The following is a 17,687-nucleotide window of genomic DNA, read 5'->3' on the forward strand; positions in this document are numbered from 1 at the left end:
GCGGGTGCTGCCTCGGCACCCGGAGCGGCGCTGCCTTCGGCACCCGGGGCGGTACCCGGAGCGGCACCCAGTGGGGCGACGGGAGCGGCAGCCGGAGCGGCGCGCGGACCCATGGCAGTCAGGACCAGGTCCCCGAGCGGTCAGGACCCCGGGTGGTCAGGACTCCGTTCGGTACATCAGGTCCGTCTCGTGGGTGACGAAGCCGAGACGCTCGTAGACGGTGACCGCCGCCTTGTTGTCGGCGTCGACGTAGAGCATCGCGGTGGGCATGCCCTGCGCGGCGAGGTGGCGCAGTCCGATCGTGGTCAGCGCCTTGCCGAGGCCGCCGCCCTGGGCGCCGGGGAGCACACCGAGGACGTACACCTCGCCCAGCCCCTCCTCGGCGTGGACCTTGGTCCAGTGGAAGCCGACGAGTTCGTCGCCGCGGAAGGCGAGGAAGAAGCCGGCCGGGTCGAACCACGGTTCGGCCTTCCGGTCGTCCAGGTCGCGCTGGGTGAGGGAGCCCTGCTCGGGGTGGTGGGCGAAGGCCGCGGCGTTCACGGCGAGCCAGGCGGCGTCGTCCTGTCCCGGCACGAAGGTCCGGACGGTCACTCCCTCCGGCAGCTTCGGTTCGGGCAGGTCGAGGCTCTCCAACGGGCGGCGCATCTGGCGCAGTTCGCGGAAGAGGGTGAGGCCGAGGACCTGTGCGAGATGCCGGGCGGCCGAGTGCCCGCCGTGCGCCCACACCCGCAGCCGCTTCCCGGACTCATGGAGCATGGCCGAGCCGAGCGCCCGTCCGTGCCCGTGCCCACGGTGCGCCGGGTGGATGACCAGTTCGGCGGCCGGGGCCTCGACCGGGTCGGTGTCCTCCAGCTGTGCGTAGCCGACCAGTTCGTCGCCGAGGGTCAGCAGCAGGTGCCGGACGCCCTCACGGCTCCCGCCCTTCAGCTGAAGCCGCCCCTGCTCGGACACCGCCTGTTGCCCGTCGGTCCGGGCGGACTCCGAGAGCAGCCGGAGCACGTCCTCGGCCTGATCCGGGGAGAGCGCGGAGTAGGTCTCGATGGAGCGGGAGAGGGCGAAGGGTGCCGCGTCGTCGCTGGTCATGGATACGAGGGTACGGCTCGGCGATGGGGGGACAAGGAGTTGGGCGGCGTGGATATCGATCGTGGCGGGGAGGGACCAACCGGGGAGGCGAGGGCGCACCCGGCGGCCTTCGGCGACGTGCCCGGCGGCCTCCGGTGACGTGCCCGGCGGCCTCCGATGAGGTGCTCGTCAGTCTCCGGTGAGGCGATGGCAATCACTCCGTAACCCTGAACCCCCTTTTGCGCTACGCGCGTTGATTCTAAAGTGCGTGCAAAAGCCACGGCTGTCACTCGACCCGCACAGCCCGCACCATCAGCACAGCCCGCACGACCTGCACCACCCGCATGACCCGCACGACCTGCATCACCAGCACGGTTCGTACAGCACGCATCACCTGTTCCGCTCGTGCACGTCCCACCGTTCTCGCTTCTCACCGTTCTCCAGGGGGAACCATGCCGCCCACGTTCCGGCACAGACGCAGTCATCGTCTTCTCGCGGCCGCCGCCGGTCTCGCCACCGTCGGTGCGCTGGCCGCAGCGATGCCCGCCAGCGCGCACCAGGACAAGGCGACTCCGCTGCACCATCACGGCAGCGGCCGCTACCAGGACGTCCAGCTGCTGTCCTTCAATGACCTGCACGGCAACCTGGAGCCGCCGACCGGTTCCTCGGGCCGGGTCACGGAGCTGGCGGCGGACGGCACGACGAAGACCATCGACGCGGGTGGTGTCGAGTACCTGGCCACGCATCTGCGCGACGCCCGCAAGGGCAACAAGTACTCGATAACGGCGGCCGCCGGTGACATGGTCGGCGCCTCCCCGCTGATCTCCGGCCTCTTCCACGACGAGCCGACGATCGAGGCGCTCAACGGCCTCGACCTCGACGTCACTTCGGTCGGCAACCACGAGTTCGACGAGGGTGCCAAGGAGCTGGCCCGGCTTCAGAAGGGCGGCTGCCACCCGACGGACGGCTGCTACGAAGCCGGCAGTAAGTTCCGCGGCGCCGAATTCCCCTACCTCGCGGCCAACGTCACCGACGAGAAGTCCGGGAAGCCGATCCTCAAGCCCTACTGGGTGTGGAAGAAGAACGGCGTCAAGGTCGGCTTCATCGGCGTGACGCTGGAAGGCACCCCGAACATCGTGTCGGCCGACGGCGTCAAGGGACTGAAGTTCGGCGACGAGGTCGAGACGATCAACAAGTACGCCAAGGAGCTCCAGCGCCAGGGCGTGAAGTCGATCGTCGCGCTGATCCACGAGGGCGGGGCGCCCGCGTCGACGGCGTACAACTACGACTGCGACAGCCCCGGTGCCGGTGACGGTATCTCCGGGCCGATCGTCGACATCGCCAAGAACGTCACGCCGGCCGTGGACGCGCTGGTCACCGGCCACACCCACCAGGCCTACGCGTGCACCATCCCCGACCCGTCGGGCAAGCCCCGCATGGTCACCTCGGCCTCCTCCTTCGGCCGGCTCTACACGGACACGACGCTGACGTACGACCGTTGGACCGGCGACATCGCCCGTACGGCGGTGAAGTCCGCGAACCACGTGGTCACCCGTGATGTCGCGAAGGCCGCCGACATGACGTCGCTGATCACCAAGTGGAAGACGCTCTCCGCGCCGGTCGCCTCGCGCCCCCTCGGCTACATCGCCGGCGAGATTGGCAACACCGGCACCGAGTCCCCGCTCGGCGACCTGATCGCCGACGCGCAGCTCGCGTACGGCAAGTCCGTCGACCAGGAGGCCGACCTCGCGGTGATGAATCCGGGCGGCATCCGCGCCGGACTCACCTACACGGCGACCAGCGGTGAGGGCGACGGGGTGGTGACCTATGGCGAGGCGTACACGGTCCAGCCGTTCGCCAACACCGTCAATCTGGTCGACCTCACCGGCGCCCAGGTGATCACCGCGCTTCAGCAGCAGGTCAGCGGCGCCAACGAGGCCGCCCCGAAGATCCTTCAGATCTCCAAGGGCCTCACCTACACGCTCGACCTGACGAAGACCGGCGCCGCGCGCGTCGTCGCCGACTCGGTCAAGCTCAACGGCACGGCGATCGACCCGGGCGCCACCTACCGCGTCGCGATGAACTCCTTCCTCGCGGGCGGCGGCGACGGCTTCGCGGAACTCGGCAAGGGCACCAACGTCCGTGTCGGCGGCGATGACCTGGCGGCCCTGAGTGCCTACCTGACGGCCAACTCCTCGGCCACGACGCCGTACCCGGTCCCGACCGCGGACCGGATCACGATCGTGAAGTAGAACCCTGATGGACGAGCCCCCACCCGGATTCGGGTGGGGGCTCGTTCGTGGTCAGGGCGCATCGGCCGGGGCGTATCGGTCAGGGCATGTCGGGCGGGGCCGTCGGAGCTCCCGGTAGCCGTACGGTCGCGATCGTGCCGCCGCCCTCCGCGGGGCGCAGCGACACCTCGCCGCCGGACTGCTGGACCGTGCGGGCCACGATGGACAGGCCGAGGCCCGAGCCGGGGAGGGCCCGCGCGTCGGGGGAACGCCAGAAGCGGTCGAAGACGTGCGGGAGTTCGTCGGTGGGGATGCCGGGGCCGTGGTCGCGCACGGTCAGTTCGCCGTCCTTCAGCCGGACGTCGACCGTGCCGCCCCCGGGGCTGAACTTCACCGCGTTGTCGAGGATGTTCACGATCGCCCGCTCCAGCGCGGAGGGCTCCGCCCGGACGAACCAGGGCTCCAGTTCGGCCGTGATCGTCAGTTCCGGTCCGCGGAGCCGCGCCCTGCGCAGGGCCGCCTCCACGGTGTCCTGGAGTGCCACGACCTCCACCCGGTCGGCCGGGTGTCCCGCGTCCGACCGCGACAGTGTCTGAAGGTCGCCGATCAATGCCGCCAGCTCGGTCATCTGCGCGGTCACGGAAGCGAGCAGCGCCTTGCGGTCCGCCGGGGGGATCGGGCGGCCGATCTCCTCACTGCGGGTGAGGAGTTCGATGTTCGTCCGGAGGGAGGTGAGCGGCGTCCGCAGCTCGTGCCCGGCATCGGCGATGAGCTGCTGCTGCAACTCGCGCGAGCTCGCGAGGGAGGCGGTCATCGAGTTGAAGGAACGGGAGAGCCGGGCGATCTCGTCGTCGCTCTCCTCGTCCACGGGGATGCGGATGGTGAGGTCTTCGGTCCGGGCGACGTGCTCGACGGCGTCGGTGAGCTCGTCGACGGGGCGCAGGCCGGCCCGGGCGACCCAGAGACCCACGGCTCCGGCGCCGACCACTCCGATGCCGGAGACGAGAAGCAGGACCAGCGCCAGGTCGTTGAGCGTGGACTCGGTGCTCTTCAGAGAGACGGCGATCATGAGACCCACGTTGGGCCCGGGCTGCCCGTCGGCCGTGGTGGTGGCCAGCGGCTGAAGCATCACCCGCACCGCGTTGCCGTCCTGGTCGGTGCCGTCGCGGAAGTAGGTCTTGCGGAGTTCGCCGCTCTTGATCGCGGTCTTGTCGGCCTGGGTGACCTTGACCTTGCCGATCGAGTTGTCGAGGACGCAGGCCGTTCCGTTTTCCTTGACCACCTGGACGTAGTTGTTCCGGAAGGGAGGAACAGCCGTGTCCGGGGTCGCGGTGCAGTAGTTGAGCGCGCTGACGATCGCGGGCGTCGGGGCCCTCATGCCCCTCTGCAGATCGTTGTTGACCTGCTCGTACAGCTTCCCCTGCACGATGAACCAGCAGGTGACCGAGACCGTCGCCACCCCGAACGCCACGGCTGCGGCGACCAGAAGCGACAGCCGGGCCCGGATGGGCAGGGAGCGGAACCGGCGGAGCACCTTTCTCACTCCGCGCCACCGGACCGCAGCACATACCCCACGCCCCGCACCGTGTGGACCAGGCGCGGCTCGCCGCCCGCTTCCGTCTTGCGGCGCAGGTACATGACGTACACGTCGAGAGAGTTCGACGACGGTTCGAAGTCGAAGCCCCAGACGGCCTTCAGGATCTGCTCGCGGGTGAGGACCTGGCGCGGGTGGGCCAGGAACATCTCCAGCAGGGTGAACTCGGTGCGGGTGAGCTCCACCGGGCGCCCCGCGCGGGTGACCTCGCGCGTCGACAGGTCCATGCGCAGGTCGGCGAAGGTCAGCGCGTCGTTCTCGGGTACGGCACCCGCCGACGCCGCGTACGAGCTGCGCCGCAGCAACGCCCGGATGCGGGCGAAGAGTTCGTCGAGCTCGAAGGGCTTGACGAGGTAGTCGTCCGCCCCGGCGTCCAGGCCCGTGACCCGGTCGCCGACCGTGTCACGGGCCGTCAGCATGAGGATCGGCGTGGTCGTGCCCGCGCCGCGCATCCGGCGTGCCGCGGTGAGGCCGTCCATGCGGGGCATCTGGATGTCGAGGACGACCAGGTCGGGCTGGTAGGCCGTCGCCTTCTCCAGGGCGTCCGCACCGTCGACCGCGACCTCGGTGTCGTACCCCTCGAAGGCGAGGCTGCGCTTGAGTGCGTCGCGCACGGCCGGCTCGTCGTCGACGATCAGGATGCGCTGGGTGTCACGGTCGCCTTCGGCGGAGCTCATGGGTGTGGGTTCCTCGGGTGGCATGGGTCGAGATCGGGTGCTTTCAGCCTCGCACGTTCCTGGCTGTCCCGGAATGGATCAGCTTCGTACGGTACGGCGGCGGGTGGAGGTCCGGCGTGGTGCGGGCCGGGAGACGGCGGGCGCCAGTTCCGGGGCGCGCCGCGCGGGCGCGTGCAGTTCGCGGGCGACCGCCAGGGCGAGGCCGAGTCCGGCCGGGTCGCCGCCGGCGGCGGTGTGCGCGACATGCTTGATCATCATGGCGACCTCCGGGGTCAGCTGTCGGAACCGCCGGCCCGCAGTGTGGCCAGGTCGGACTTGACGGTGTTGATCGGGATGGCGAAGCCGAGGCCGACGCTGCCCGCGCTCGACGAGGACGAAGAGGAGTCCGAAGCGGCCGAGTACATCGCGGAGTTGATGCCGACGATGTTGCCGTTCATGTCGATCAGGGCGCCGCCGGAGTTGCCCGGGTTGAGCGAGGCGTCGGTCTGCAGGGCCTTGTACGTCGTCGTGGAGGAGCCGGTGTCGCCGTTGAACTGCCGGCCGCCGAACTCGAACGGCCACTGGCCGCTGCCGCCGTCCTGCTGCTGTTGCTGCCGGCCCTGGCTCTCGTCGGTGGAGACGGTCACGTCACGGTCGAGGGCGGAGACGATGCCGCTGGTGACGGTGCCGGTCAGGCCCTCGGGGGAGCCGATCGCGACGACCTGGTCGCCGACCTGGACGCCGTCGGAGTCGCCGAGCGTCGCGGTCTTCAGGCCGGACGGCGCGTTCTCCAGCTTGATCAGTGCGAGGTCCTTCTTGCTGTCGGTGCCGACGACCTTCGCGGTGTACGACATGCCGTTGTTCAGCTGCACCTTGATCGCGGAGGCACCCGAGATGACGTGGTTGTTCGTGATGATCTCGCCGCCGGTCGTGATGATCACGCCCGAGCCGGTGGACGAGCCCGCGCTCGAGGTCGCGCTGATCTCGACGATGCTCGGGCTGACCGCCTTGGCGACGCCGGAGACCGTGCCCTTCTGGCTGGTGGGCACCACGTTGGTGCTGGTGGTGCTGCTGGAGGCGACGGTGTCGTTGCCGGTCAGCTCCTGGAAGGCGTACGCGGTGCCGCCGCCGATCGCCGCGGCGACGATGGCGACGGCGGCGAGCAGGGCGAACGGCCCCTTGGCGCGGCGCCTGGCGGCGGGGGCGGGCTCCGGAGCGCCGGGGGCCGCGGCGAACACGGCGGTCGAGCCGGCGTCGGGCTCGGGGTAACCGGCGTACGGGCCGCCGCCGTGGCCGCCGTTCCCGCCGCTGCCACCGTGACCGGAGCCCGGCCACACGGTGGTGCCCGGCTCGACGTGGACCGGCGTGCCCGGGCCGTACGCCGGCGGGGGAGGCCACTCGGGGTTCACGGGGGAAGAGGAGGGGTGCGACTGCTGCTGGGGGTACGCGGACCCGTGGTCGTCGCCCTGGGGGTACTCGCCGCTGCGGCGGAAGCTCTCGGTCATGAAAAAAGACTGTCCCCCGATCATGAGAGCTCCCTGAGTGGTCCCTGAGAAGCCCGACAGAAGCTCGTATGCCCGATATAAAGACGCTTCCTGTGGGCTTCCGGTGTGCTCGCGGCTCTTTCTCCGTGCGTCTCTCCCCGGGGGTCCGGGCGGGCTCGGCAAACAACGGGTTGCCTCCGGGTGATGTCACGGAAGGCCGAGGGCGAATACTTGTCCGACCGGTGTGAAGGCCGTGTGTCCAGGGGCTGGTGAGGCCTACGATCTCCGGGCCGGAGGGGGGCTCCGCGGTTACGCCCGATGTCGATGCAAGCGATTGCCGTCGACGGTCGGGCCGGTGCGTCGTACGCCCTTCTCGGGCCTTTCACGAGCACACGCACCCACACCAGGAGTCCTGAGTGATACCTGCCCTGCGCGCCCGCTGGAGACGCCCCGCCACGGCGTTGCCGACGGCCGCTCTCGCGCTGGCGCTGACCACCACAGCTCGGGCGAGTTCGAGTGGATGCAGATCAGCTCGGTGTGGGGCGGCTACAAGTCCTACGCCATCCCCGGCGACATGACCGGTGACTCCCGCCCCGACCTGGTCGCGGTGGACTCCGACGGCTCGGTCTACCTCTACCCGGGCAAGGGCACCGGCCAGTTCTACGGCCGCGTCAAGGTCGTCGACAAGGCATGGAAGGGCGTCAAGATCTTCGGCCACGGCGACCTGTCCGGCGACGGCCGCGCGGACCTGCTGGTCCGCAGCACCTCCGGCGTTCTGTACCTCTACCGGGGTACGCAGGTCGAGAAGACCCCGTTCGCCGCGCGCATCCAGGCTCGTACGGGCTGGAACTTCACCTCGAACGTGGCCAACGGCGACGTGACCGGTGACGGTATCGCCGACGTTCTCGCCCGTGACTCGGGCGGCACGCTCTGGCTCTACCCCGGCACGAACAAGGCCTCCAGCAGCCTGTTCGGCACCCGGAAGAGCCTCGGCACCGGCTTCAACCAGTACAACCTGCTGTTCTAGTTCCTGCTTTTCCTGCTCTTCCTGCTTTCTGCTTTTCCTTCCTTCGGGAAACAGAGATCCCCGCGTCCCGTCAGGGGCGCGGGGATCTCCGCTTTTCGCGTGCGCTGAGTGTGTGGGCAGGGCGTGCAGGCCGTGCGTGTGGGCCGCGCGTGCGGCGCCGGCGGGGCTATTCGCAGCCGCAGGACTGGCGTACCACCAGCCGTGAGGGGAACAGCTTCAGCCGCTCGCGCCGGGACCCGGGCACCCGCAGCCCGTCGTCCAGGACGAGGTCCACGGCCGCGCGGGCCATGGCCGACCGGTCCGATGCAATCGTTGTCAGAGGAGGGTCGGTCAGGGCCGCTTCCTTGACGTCGTCGAACCCGGTGACCGCGAGCTGCCCGGGCACGTCGATGCGCAGTTCGCGCGCGGCGCGCAGCACACCGATCGCCTGGTCGTCCGTGGAGCAGAAGATGGCCGGCGGCCGGTGCGGCCCGGCGAGCAGTTCCAGGCCGACCTTGTAGGCGTCGTACCGGTTGTACGGGGCCTCGAAGAGGCGTCCCTCGGTCGGTATGCCGGCCTCCTGCATGGCGCGCCGCCAGCCCTCGACGTGGTCGGAGACGGGGTCGCCGACGGCGGGCGTCTCGGCCGTACCGCCGAGACAGGCCACGTACGCGTACCCGTGCTCCAGAAGGTGCCGGGTGGCGAGCTGGGCGCCCCCTATGTCGTCGGTGACGACGGCGACGTCGTCGATCGCCTCGGGGCGCTCGTGGAGGAGCACCACGCGGGCGTCCCACGCGTCGATCTCGGCGGCCGCGTGGTCGTTCAGCGCGTGGCTGACGAGGATCAGTCCGGAGACCCGCATGCCGAGGAAGGCGCGCAGATAGTGGACCTCGCGCTCGGCGATGTAGTCGGAGTTGCCGACCAGGACCATTTTCCCGCGCTCGGCGGCGGCCTGTTCGACCGCGTGCGCCATCTCCCCGAAGAAGGGCTGGCGCGCGTCCGGCACGATCAGGCCTATGAGCTCTGTCCGCCGCGAGGCCATGGCCTGGGCGACCCGGTCGGGCCGGTACCCCAGCTCCTTGATCGCGGCGAGAACACGCTCGCGCGTGGCCGGGGCAACCGGCCGGGGTCCGTTGTTGATGACATAGCTGACGACGGCGGTGGAAGTACCCGCCAGTCGCGCCACATCATCCCGAGTCACCTTGGCCACGCGCGGAGTCTACGCGGATGGACCTACCTCTGGGCAGGGCGTACGGCGGCTTCCTGCTGCTCCGCCGGGGCGTCCGCCGGGGCGGCGGCGTCCAGGTGCGCCGTCTCGTCCGCATCATCCGGCTTTGGCTGGGCCGCCTTGGCCTTCGCCCCGTCCGCGGCGCGGTCCACCTTTTCCGGGGTAACGAATCGATAACCGACGTTCCGGACGGTTCCGATCAGCGACTCGTGCTCGGGCCCGAGCTTCGCGCGCAGTCGCCGTACGTGGACGTCGACCGTCCGCGTACCGCCGAAGTAGTCGTAGCCCCAGACCTCCTGGAGCAGCTGGGCACGGGTGAAGACGCGGCCCGGGTGCTGCGCGAGGTACTTCAGGAGCTCGAACTCCTTGAAGGTGAGGTCGAGGACCCGGCCCTTCAGCTTGGCGCTGTACGTCGCCTCGTCCACGGAGAGGTCGCCGTTGCGGATCTCCATCGGGGAGTCGTCGTTGACGATCTGCTGGCGGCCCATCGCGAGCCGCAGACGCGCCTCGACCTCCGCCGGACCGGCGGTGTCGAGGAGGACGTCGTCGATGCCCCAGTCGGCGGTGACGGCCGCGAGGCCGCCCTCCGTCACGACGAGGATGAGTGGACAGCCGGGTCCCGTGGAGCGCAGCAGCTGGCACAGGCTGCGGACCTGCGGGAGATCACGTCGTCCGTCGATGAGGATGACGTCGGCACCGGGGGTGTCGACGAGAGCTGGGCCTTCGGCCGGAGCCACGCGCACGTTGTGCAGCAGCAGGCCGAGAGCGGGAAGCACCTCCGTCGACGGCTGAAGGGCATTGGTCAGGAGCAAGAGAGAACTCATCGCGCCTCACCCACCTGGGTCGTCCTGCGTTCGTGCACGGTTCGCTCGCCCATAACGTCTGGTTCCTCCTCGGTCCCTGCGAGGACGTTTGCGGCACTGCTCTGTACGTGCGGTTCCCGCGCCCCTGGGATCCGCTGTGCGTCCGAGGCCCCGTACACCTGCGGTTTCCCGCTTCGTATACAACGCTTCCGAAAGCACAAAAGGACCCGGGGGCTACTCTGCCCGAGTCCTCATGCCCAGCAGAATAGCCCACATGAGCTCAGGTCCGGCAGGTCAAGTGACGCGATCTTTCAATAGTCCACGCCTTGAGACAACGGCGCGCGTCCCTTTGCGGAGGTTTCTGCGCACGGTCGACGGGGTGACGATCGATGCGGCCTACGACCCCGGAACGGGGTCGTCCGGTGACCTTGCGTTCATCGTGGCGCATGGATTCACGGGTGATCTGGAGCGTCCGCACGTGCGCCGCGCGGCCGGTGTCCTCAGCCGCAGCGCGGCCGTGGTCACCTTCTCCTTCCGTGGTCACGGCGGATCGGGCGGCCGTTCCACGGTCGGCGACCGCGAGGTCCACGATCTGGCGGCCGCGGTCGCCTGGGCGCGTGAACTCGGGCACACCCGGATCGCGACCGTCGGCTTCTCGATGGGCGGCTCGGTGGTGCTGCGTCATGCGGCGCTGTACGGGGAAGGGGGCGCGGGGTCCGGTCGTGAGCCGGTGCCCGGCCGGGAGCACGAGGGGCGCACGGGGGCGCGTACGGACGCGGTGGTTTCGGTCAGCGCACCGGCCCGTTGGTACTACCGGGGTACGGCCCCTATGCGGCGGGTGCACTGGCTGGTAACCCGTCCGGAGGGTCGGTTCGTGGGCCGGTTCGGCCTGCGGACCCGTATCCACCACCGCGACTGGGACCCGGTGCCGGAGTCCCCGGTCGAGTGCGTCCCGCACATCGCGCCGACCCCGCTCCTCATCGTCCACGGCGACCAGGACGGCTATTTCCCCGTCGACCACCCGCGCATGCTGGCCGAGGCCTCCGACGGCCACGCCGATCTGTGGCTGGAGCACGGCATGGGGCACGCCGAGAACGCCGCCGCCGACGACCTGCTCGCCCGTATCGGGGACTGGGCCCTCGCACACGCGGGCTAGCCTGACGGGGTTCACGCAAACACGCGCGCGAACGCACAGACACCGGATCGCTGATTGAGGGACGAGATGGCAAAGGGCACGGTGCGTTACTGGGCCGCCGCCAAGGCCGCGGCAGGCGTCGCCGAGGAGCCGTACGAGGCGGGCACGCTCGCCGAGGCACTCGACGCGGCCCGCGAACGGCACCCCGGCGAACTCGTCCGCGTCCTGCGGCGATGCTCGTTCCTCATAGACGGTGACCCCGTGGGTAGCCGCGGGCATGAGACGGTACGGCTGGCCGAGGGCGGCACGGTCGAGGTGCTCCCGCCGTTCGCAGGAGGGTGACCGAGACGATGAGCAACCAGCCGTACGAGGGTCGGTACGAGGGGTACGACCCGTACCAGCAGCAGCCGCCGCAGCAGAAGTCCCGGCGGGAACAGGAGCGACAGCCCCAGCAGCAGCCCGAGTGGCAGCAGCACACCCAGCAGTGGGAGGGGCAGACCTGGGAGACGCAGGCGCAGACGCCGGTCTCCTCGTCGGACACCGCGTATCTGCCCCCGCAGGGTTACCAGCCGTACGGCGAGCCCCAGGGGTACGGCGGCGTCGTGGGGGAGCCCCTGCCGCCCGAGGCTCCGGCGGGGCCGTGGACCCCGGCGCACGCGCCGGCCGCCCACGACGCGCCCGGCACCGACGGCCCGGCCGACCCGTCCCGCCCCGGCGGGACGATCCCCGAGAGCGCGAGCGGGGCCGCCGCGGCCTACGGGCCCGCGACCGTCGTCGGCAACACCCGGGTCACCGACGCCCAGCGTGCCCGCGCCGAGGGACGGTCGCCGATCATCGAGCCCGGGATGCAGCCGGCCGCGCTGACGGCGGTGCTCGCGCTGCTGCTCTCCGGGGCGGCGGCGCTCGGGGAGTTCGCGCTCGTCGTCCCCCTCGTCATGCTCCAGGCCGTCACCGCGGCCGGATGGTTCCGGCTGAACGGGATGTGGCCCGCCCGGCAGGGCATCGCGCTGGCGTTCGCCGGTGCGCTGACCGCGGACGTCGCCCTGCTCGCCGCGGGCCGGGAGAACGCGCCGGCGGCGATCCTCGGCACCCTCGGCGTGTGGGTGCTGCTGACCCTCGTGCTGCAACTGCGCAGTCACGCCGATCCGGACACCCGGATGTACGGCCTGATGGCGACCGTCGTCTCCGCGGCGCTGTCGATCATCGCGGCCGGGCACCTGGCGGCCGAGCCGGACGCCGTGACGGTGGGCGCGGCCGCGGTCGCCGTGGCGATCCTGGCCCGCGCGCTGCCGCTGCCCACGGCGGCCTCCGTGGTGGTGGCGCTGCTGGCCGCCGCGGGCGCCGGTATCGCGGTCGGCGGGATGACGGACCTGGGCACGCAGGGCGCCTTCCTGGGCCTCGGCGCGGGTGCGTGCGCGCTGATCGGGCACCGGGTGGCGAGCTACGACTACCCGTCCCGGTTCGTCCACTTCACCGCGGGCGTGGCGCTGCCGCTGGCCGCCGCCGCCCCGGCGGTCTACCTGCTGGGCCGCGCGCTGGGCTGATCGAGTGCCCCATTCCGATCAGATCCGGTCATTCGAGCTCACGAATCGTCACAGCTGATCGACAAGCCTCATGAAGGGCCCCCGTTTCGGGGGCCCTTCGGGGTTAGGCTCGCGCTCGGCGGTCACTCGGCCGTCCAGACGGGCCGTCCCAGGTGGGGGAACAACGAGCATGCGCGCACTGCGAATAAGCCTGATCCTGTTAGTCGTTCTCGGCGGTCTGTTCGTGCTCGCCGACCGGGTGGCGGTCGGGTTCGCGGAGGACGAGGCGGCGGACCGGCTCCGGAGCACCGAGGGCCTCGCGACCACCCCCGATGTGTCCATCGAGGGCTTCCCCTTCCTCACCCAGGTCGTCGGCGGCGAACTCGACGACGTGAAGATCGGCATCAAGAACTACGAGGCGTCGACAGGCGGCACGGACGCCGCCGCCGGCACGATCCGTATCGACGACCTCAACGCCGAGATGCACGGCGTCGCCTTCAGCGGTGACTACAGTTCCGCCACCGCCGACAGCGCCACCGGCAGCGCGTCGATCTCGTACGCCGAGCTGCTCAAGGCCGCCAAGCCCGAGCCCGTGGACGTCGGGTTCGGGATCAAGACCCAGGTCACAGGCCTCTCCGACGGTGGTGACGGCAAGGTCAAGGTCGCCGTCGCGGTGACCGCCCCCGGCTCCAAGTCGTCCCGGACGCTCTCGGTGCTCAGCTCCGTGACCGTCTCCGGCGACACGGTGAAGGTGCACGCCGATTCCCTGCCCAAGCTGGGCGTCCAGCTCGCCGAGGGCCGGATCCGCTCGATCACCGACTTCCAGCAGAAGATCGAGGAACTGCCCGGCGGCATCAAGCTCGACAAGGTCGAGGCGGCCCCGGGCGGCGTCGAGATCTCGGTGAAGGGTTCGGACGTCAGGCTGGTCGGTTGAAGTGCTCTCCCGGCTGAAGCAGGGAGATTCCCCTCTACCTTGCGGTGGCGGGCTTGACGCGCGGTGCGCGCCTGGCGACTGTCCTCCCGGCAGCCGGGACGAGCGCGTGGCCCGTCCGGTACAGGTGCAGGATGTTCCGGGCCGCGTTGTGGTCGGCGTTGCCGGACCATCCGCAGTCGGGGTTCTTGCACACGAACAGGGCCTGGGTCTCCCTGCTGCCGGGGGTGGTGAAGCCGCATGCGGAGCGGCGTCGGGAGGTGTTCGGGGCGGGGACCTTGGCCAGGGTGCCGCCCTGGCGGGCGGTCTTGTACGTCAGCAGGGTGACCGTGCGGCCCCACGCCTCCCCGCTGATCGAGCGGTTCAGCCCGGATTTCTGGGCGACGTTCTTCCCCGGCTCCTCGACGGTCCCTCTGGCGGACTTGACCATGTTCGTGATCTGCAATGCCTCCACCACCACGACGCTGTACGTGCGGGCGATGTGGGTGGTGGTTTTGTGCTGCCAGTCCGTGGCCCGGCGCTTGGCTTTCGCGCGCAGTCCTGCGATCTGGTCGTAGGTGTGGTGCAGCTGGCGGGAGGTGCGTTCACCGGGCGTGCGGTGCTTCTTGCGGCGGGCGGCGCGCTGCTCCAGACCCAGGAGCCTGGCCTGTTCCCGGTTGGTCAGCCATTCGCCGTGCTCGTACGTTGCGCCGTCGGAGAGGGCGAGGGGAACGGTGATGCCGACGTCGATGCCGATCTCCGGCCCCTGGTGGGTTTCCGACGTCTTTTCGAGGGTCTGGACGCGGAAGGCGATGTGCCAGCCGAGCGGGTCCTTGACCAGGCGTGCACCGGTGATCCGGTTCTCTGCGTCGGCACGCTTGCCGACGGGGAGGTCTTTGGTCCAGTGGAAGCGGACGCGGCCGATCTTCGGCATGTCACGATGCTGGAATCCAAATCCCGACGTGTGCACCAGTCATCGCGTCGTCCACAACCTGCACGTCCATATGGTTTCTTCAGTAGAAGGCCCGACCGCCCCGCCAGAAGGCCCCGTCGGAGTGTGGCTGTCCGAAGGGCGAGACGGCCTCGTCCGTAGCGCAGATGCGCTGTCGATCTGATGACCGATACAGGCCCCCGGAACCCGTGCGGGCCGGGCCCCGACGGCGCACTCGTATCACAGTGCGGACGATCGCGTCTCAGCATCCGACACACCGGTGACATGCCCGCCTGTCCGTCCCTACGATCGGACCCATGAAGCGACAGGCGGATCTCACGAAGCGGCGGGCAGTAGACCTGTGCCGCGTCGCCGCCATGCTCTGTCGCACCTTCTGAGCGGAAGCCTTCTGCCTTCCGCGAGCCGGGCCCTTGGACCTCTCTTGTCCGGGCCACCATTGCGCCGCGCAGCCCTCACCGGCACGCATCACCGCGCACCCTCTCCAACGCACCACCCCGCCGCAACTGCCCCGGAGGAGAACGAGCATGAGCCGCAGCGACGTCCTGGTAGGCGCCGACTGGGTCCAGGATCACCTGGACGACCCGAACGTGGCCGTCGTCGAGGTCGACGAGGACACGTCGGCGTACGAGAAGAACCACATCAAGAACGCGATCCGGATCGACTGGACCAAGGACCTCCAGGACCCGGTCCGCCGTGACTTCATCGACGAGGAGGGCTTCGAGAAGCTCCTCTCGTCGAAGGGCATCGGCAACGACACGCTGGTCGTCCTCTACGGCGGCAACAACAACTGGTTCGCGTCCTACGCCTACTGGTACTTCAAGCTCTACGGCCACGAGAACGTGAAGCTGCTCGACGGCGGCCGCAAGAAGTGGGAGCTCGACTCCCGCGACCTGGTCGACGGCTCGCAGATTCCCGAGCGCGCCGCCACCGCCTACAAGGCCAAGGCTCAGGACACCTCGATCCGCGCCTTCCGCGACGACGTCGTCGCCGCGATCGGCTCGCAGAACCTGGTCGACGTCCGGTCGCCCGACGAGTTCAGCGGCAAGCTGCTCGCCCCGGCGCACCTGCCGCAGGAGCAGTCGCAGCGTCCGGGCCACGTCCCGAGCGCCCGCAACATCCCGTGGTCGAAGAACGCCAACGACGACGGCACCTTCAAGTCGGACGACGAGCTCAAGGAGCTCTACGCCGACGAGCAGGTCGACCTCGCCAAGGACACGATCGCCTACTGCCGCATCGGTGAGCGTTCCGCGCTCACCTGGTTCGTTCTGCACGAGCTCCTCGGCGTGCAGAACGTCAAGAACTACGACGGCTCCTGGACCGAGTACGGCTCCCTCGTCGGCGTGCCGATCGAGCTCGGCGCCAACAAGTAACCCTCAAGGCCTGAAGGACGGAATCGAAATATGTGTGGAGCGAAGGCCGGCGGCCCCGACGCCTCGACGATCAAGCCCGGTGAGACCACGATCCAGGGTCAGGTGACCCGCGACGGCGAGCCGGTGACGGGCTACGTCCGTCTGCTGGACTCGACCGGCGAGTTCACGGCGGAGGTCCCCACCTCCGCGACGGGCCAGTTCCGCTTCTACGCGGCCGAGGGCACGTGGACCGTCCGGGCCCTGGTCCCGGGTGGCACCGCCGACCGCACGGTCGTCGCCCAGACGGGCGGCCTCGCCGAGGTCGCGATCGCCGTCTGAACGGCAGACCGCCGTCCCTGACGGCAGTCGACTGAACGGCCGAAGGGCCGCACCCCCGGGGGTTGGACGCTTACCGGATCGGGGTGCGGCCCTTCGGCTTGCCCTCCCCCGCCCGTCCTCGCCCGTCCCGGCCCCTCGGGGCCCGCCGACGCTGAGCCGGACGGGTTGTCCGGGCCTACGCTGGTGGTATGTACGCACGCAGGCGTCACCTGTACTTCGCCATGATGGGGACGTGCATCGTGCTGTTCGTCCTCGCCTGGGGAGTCGTACGGCTGTGGTCGGTTCCCGTGGCCGTCGGGATGTGTGTGGTGGCCATGGTGATTCCGCCGGTGGCCGCGATGGTGGCCAACCGGCGCGGGCCCGAGGACAGATGGTGGGACGACCCGTCCGGGGACGCGAAGTCCGACGAGTGGTGGGACGAACTGGACGGCAAGAAACGACGGCAGCCGTAGCGCGGCAGCGGTAGAGCGGCAGCGGTAGCGCGGCAGCGGTGGAAAACGGCGGCAGCGAAGCGGCAGCCGTGATTCGGCGGCAGTGGTGGGAGCGGAAAAGGCGTCTATGTCGCGTACGAGGTTGTCCACCGTGGTGCTCGACGCGCCCGACGCCCATGAACTGGCCGACTTCTACCGGAGGCTGCTCGGATACGAGGTGCGCGCCGAGGAGCCCGACTGGGTGCTCATCGGCCCGCCGTTCGGCGGGGTCGCGCTCGCCTTCGAGACCGAGCCGCTCTACACACCGCCGGTCTGGCCCGCGGGCCCCGGCGACCAGCGGATGATGCTCCATCTCGACATCGAGGTCGACGACCTGGCCGAGGAGACGGCCCACGCCGTCGAGCAGGGTGCCCGGCTCGCTGACCAACAGCCCCAGGAGGACGTACGGGTGCTGTTCGACCCGGCGGGCCACCCCTTCTGCCTCTGGGTGGACACGCGCGCACGGCGCAGACGCGGTCAGTAGACCAGCGCCTGCGTCCCGTCCGCCATCGCCTCCTGCACGAACACCTGCGCACCCGCGATCCGTACGCCCTCCAGGACGTCCTTCTCCGTGATGTCGCGCCGGGCCGCGCACTGGGTGCACAGGGTGATGCGCCCGGCCGCCAGGATCGAGTCGATCAGATCGGGCAGCGGTGCCGCGTGCGGCAGTTCGAACTCGGCGGCGCGGCCCGGCAGCGCGAACCACGCGGACTCCCCGGTCAGCCAGAGGGAGACCTCGACGCCACTGGCCACGGCCACCGCCGCGACGGTGAACGCCTGTGAGCAGCGCTCCGGGGCATCGGCCCCCGCCGTCACCTTGATCACGAGCTTGTTCGCCATGGCCGCCATCGTATTCCGAATCGTGATCAACGTCCGTGCAACCCCATGTGTGGGCCATGGGTCTCCTGTGCGCGCGGATACGGAATCCACGCTTCACGTTCAGTG

General features: G+C 70.0%; 20 protein-coding genes. 11 read left to right on the forward strand and 9 right to left on the reverse strand.

The features are described from left to right. Positions 1-156: 156 nt before the first annotated feature. Positions 157-1,083: a mycothiol synthase gene (mshD, locus tag ABZX90_RS32640; protein WP_351131598.1), complete on the reverse strand. Its 927-nt coding sequence runs from the start codon at positions 1,081-1,083 to the stop codon at positions 157-159. Between the two features lie 431 nt (positions 1,084-1,514). Here mshD and ABZX90_RS32645 point away from each other — a divergent pair, with 431 nt between their 5' ends. Then, positions 1,515-3,314 (forward strand): bifunctional metallophosphatase/5'-nucleotidase, encoded by a 1,800-nt coding sequence (locus tag ABZX90_RS32645; protein ID WP_355210921.1) that lies wholly within the window; start codon positions 1,515-1,517, stop codon positions 3,312-3,314. A gap of 79 nt (positions 3,315-3,393) precedes the next feature. On the opposite strand, the gene ABZX90_RS32650 is transcribed toward ABZX90_RS32645, so the two are convergent. The 4 genes from ABZX90_RS32650 to ABZX90_RS32665 form a co-directional block, all read right to left on the reverse strand. Continuing rightward, the gene (locus tag ABZX90_RS32650; RefSeq protein ID WP_355210924.1) at positions 3,394-4,836 is read right to left on the reverse strand and encodes a HAMP domain-containing sensor histidine kinase; all 1,443 of its coding nucleotides are present in this window, start codon (positions 4,834-4,836) and stop codon (positions 3,394-3,396) included. Next, positions 4,833-5,564, reverse strand: a complete 732-nt coding sequence (locus tag ABZX90_RS32655; protein ID WP_351131602.1) for a response regulator transcription factor — start codon at positions 5,562-5,564, stop codon at positions 4,833-4,835. Before ABZX90_RS32655 ends, ABZX90_RS32650 begins: the two co-directional genes overlap by 4 nt. A 78-nt stretch (positions 5,565-5,642) precedes the next feature. Beyond that, positions 5,643-5,822 carry a hypothetical protein gene (locus tag ABZX90_RS32660; protein ID WP_351131671.1) on the reverse strand — a complete coding sequence of 60 codons (180 nt, stop codon included), beginning with the start codon at positions 5,820-5,822 and terminating at the stop codon, positions 5,643-5,645. A gap of 14 nt (positions 5,823-5,836) precedes the next feature. Further along, entirely contained in the window at positions 5,837-7,048 is a 1,212-nt protein-coding gene (locus ABZX90_RS32665) for a trypsin-like peptidase domain-containing protein (RefSeq protein WP_355210927.1), read from the reverse strand. A 499-nt stretch (positions 7,049-7,547) separates the two neighbouring features. Between ABZX90_RS32665 and ABZX90_RS32670 the strand changes: the two genes are divergently transcribed. Continuing rightward, positions 7,548-8,054, forward strand: a complete 507-nt coding sequence (locus tag ABZX90_RS32670; protein WP_355210930.1) for a VCBS repeat-containing protein — start codon at positions 7,548-7,550, stop codon at positions 8,052-8,054. A 166-nt stretch (positions 8,055-8,220) separates the two neighbouring features. Here ABZX90_RS32670 and ABZX90_RS32675 read toward each other — a convergent pair whose 3' ends face one another. Both ABZX90_RS32675 and ABZX90_RS32680 read right to left on the reverse strand, forming a co-directional pair. Beyond that, positions 8,221-9,243 (reverse strand): LacI family DNA-binding transcriptional regulator, encoded by a 1,023-nt coding sequence (locus tag ABZX90_RS32675; protein WP_351131606.1) that lies wholly within the window; start codon positions 9,241-9,243, stop codon positions 8,221-8,223. A 23-nt stretch (positions 9,244-9,266) separates the two neighbouring features. After that, complete coding sequence (locus ABZX90_RS32680) at positions 9,267-10,085, reverse strand: response regulator transcription factor (RefSeq protein ID WP_351131607.1); 819 nt, start codon at positions 10,083-10,085, stop codon at positions 9,267-9,269. Positions 10,086-10,338: 253 nt separating this feature from the next. On the opposite strand from ABZX90_RS32680, the gene ABZX90_RS32685 reads away from it, so the two are divergent. The 4 genes from ABZX90_RS32685 (at position 10,339) to ABZX90_RS32700 (ending at position 13,656) form a co-directional block, all read left to right on the forward strand. Continuing rightward, complete coding sequence (locus tag ABZX90_RS32685; protein WP_351131608.1) at positions 10,339-11,220, forward strand: alpha/beta fold hydrolase; 882 nt, start codon at positions 10,339-10,341, stop codon at positions 11,218-11,220. Between the two features lie 66 nt (positions 11,221-11,286). Next, positions 11,287-11,541, forward strand: a complete 255-nt coding sequence (locus ABZX90_RS32690; protein WP_351131610.1) for a MoaD/ThiS family protein — start codon at positions 11,287-11,289, stop codon at positions 11,539-11,541. Positions 11,542-11,549: 8 nt separating this feature from the next. Beyond that, positions 11,550-12,743 carry a hypothetical protein gene (locus ABZX90_RS32695; protein WP_355210935.1) on the forward strand — a complete coding sequence of 398 codons (1,194 nt, stop codon included), beginning with the start codon at positions 11,550-11,552 and terminating at the stop codon, positions 12,741-12,743. Positions 12,744-12,912: 169 nt separating this feature from the next. Continuing rightward, positions 12,913-13,656, forward strand: coding sequence for a DUF2993 domain-containing protein (locus ABZX90_RS32700; RefSeq protein WP_351131613.1), 744 nt, complete (start codon positions 12,913-12,915; stop codon positions 13,654-13,656). A 34-nt stretch (positions 13,657-13,690) separates the two neighbouring features. Here ABZX90_RS32700 and ABZX90_RS32705 read toward each other — a convergent pair whose 3' ends face one another. Then, positions 13,691-14,566 (reverse strand): transposase, encoded by an 876-nt coding sequence (locus tag ABZX90_RS32705; protein WP_355210938.1) that lies wholly within the window; start codon positions 14,564-14,566, stop codon positions 13,691-13,693. A gap of 314 nt (positions 14,567-14,880) precedes the next feature. Here ABZX90_RS32705 and ABZX90_RS32710 point away from each other — a divergent pair, with 314 nt between their 5' ends. The 5 genes from ABZX90_RS32710 (at position 14,881) to ABZX90_RS32730 (ending at position 17,226) form a co-directional block, all read left to right on the forward strand. Further along, a complete protein-coding gene (locus tag ABZX90_RS32710; protein WP_350310325.1) occupies positions 14,881-14,961 on the forward strand; it encodes a putative leader peptide in 81 nt (26 codons plus the stop codon). Between the two features lie 147 nt (positions 14,962-15,108). Beyond that, positions 15,109-15,954, forward strand: a complete 846-nt coding sequence (locus tag ABZX90_RS32715) for a sulfurtransferase (RefSeq protein WP_351131617.1) — start codon at positions 15,109-15,111, stop codon at positions 15,952-15,954. A 30-nt stretch (positions 15,955-15,984) separates the two neighbouring features. Then, positions 15,985-16,272, forward strand: a complete 288-nt coding sequence (locus ABZX90_RS32720) for a DUF1416 domain-containing protein (protein ID WP_054232391.1) — start codon at positions 15,985-15,987, stop codon at positions 16,270-16,272. Positions 16,273-16,460: 188 nt separating this feature from the next. Continuing rightward, the gene (locus ABZX90_RS32725) at positions 16,461-16,724 is read left to right on the forward strand and encodes a DUF3099 domain-containing protein (RefSeq protein ID WP_351131619.1); all 264 of its coding nucleotides are present in this window, start codon (positions 16,461-16,463) and stop codon (positions 16,722-16,724) included. Positions 16,725-16,830: 106 nt separating this feature from the next. After that, the gene (locus tag ABZX90_RS32730; protein WP_351131621.1) at positions 16,831-17,226 is read left to right on the forward strand and encodes a VOC family protein; all 396 of its coding nucleotides are present in this window, start codon (positions 16,831-16,833) and stop codon (positions 17,224-17,226) included. Here the strand turns inward: ABZX90_RS32730 and ABZX90_RS32735 are convergent. Beyond that, complete coding sequence (locus ABZX90_RS32735; protein WP_261702080.1) at positions 17,220-17,582, reverse strand: DsrE family protein; 363 nt, start codon at positions 17,580-17,582, stop codon at positions 17,220-17,222. The two genes, ABZX90_RS32730 and ABZX90_RS32735, sit on opposite strands and share 7 nt — an antisense overlap. Positions 17,583-17,687 lie beyond the last annotated feature (105 nt).

Origin of the sequence: Streptomyces sp. NPDC002935, from assembly GCF_040611295.1 — a bacterium.
Lineage (GTDB): Bacteria > Actinomycetota > Actinomycetes > Streptomycetales > Streptomycetaceae > Streptomyces.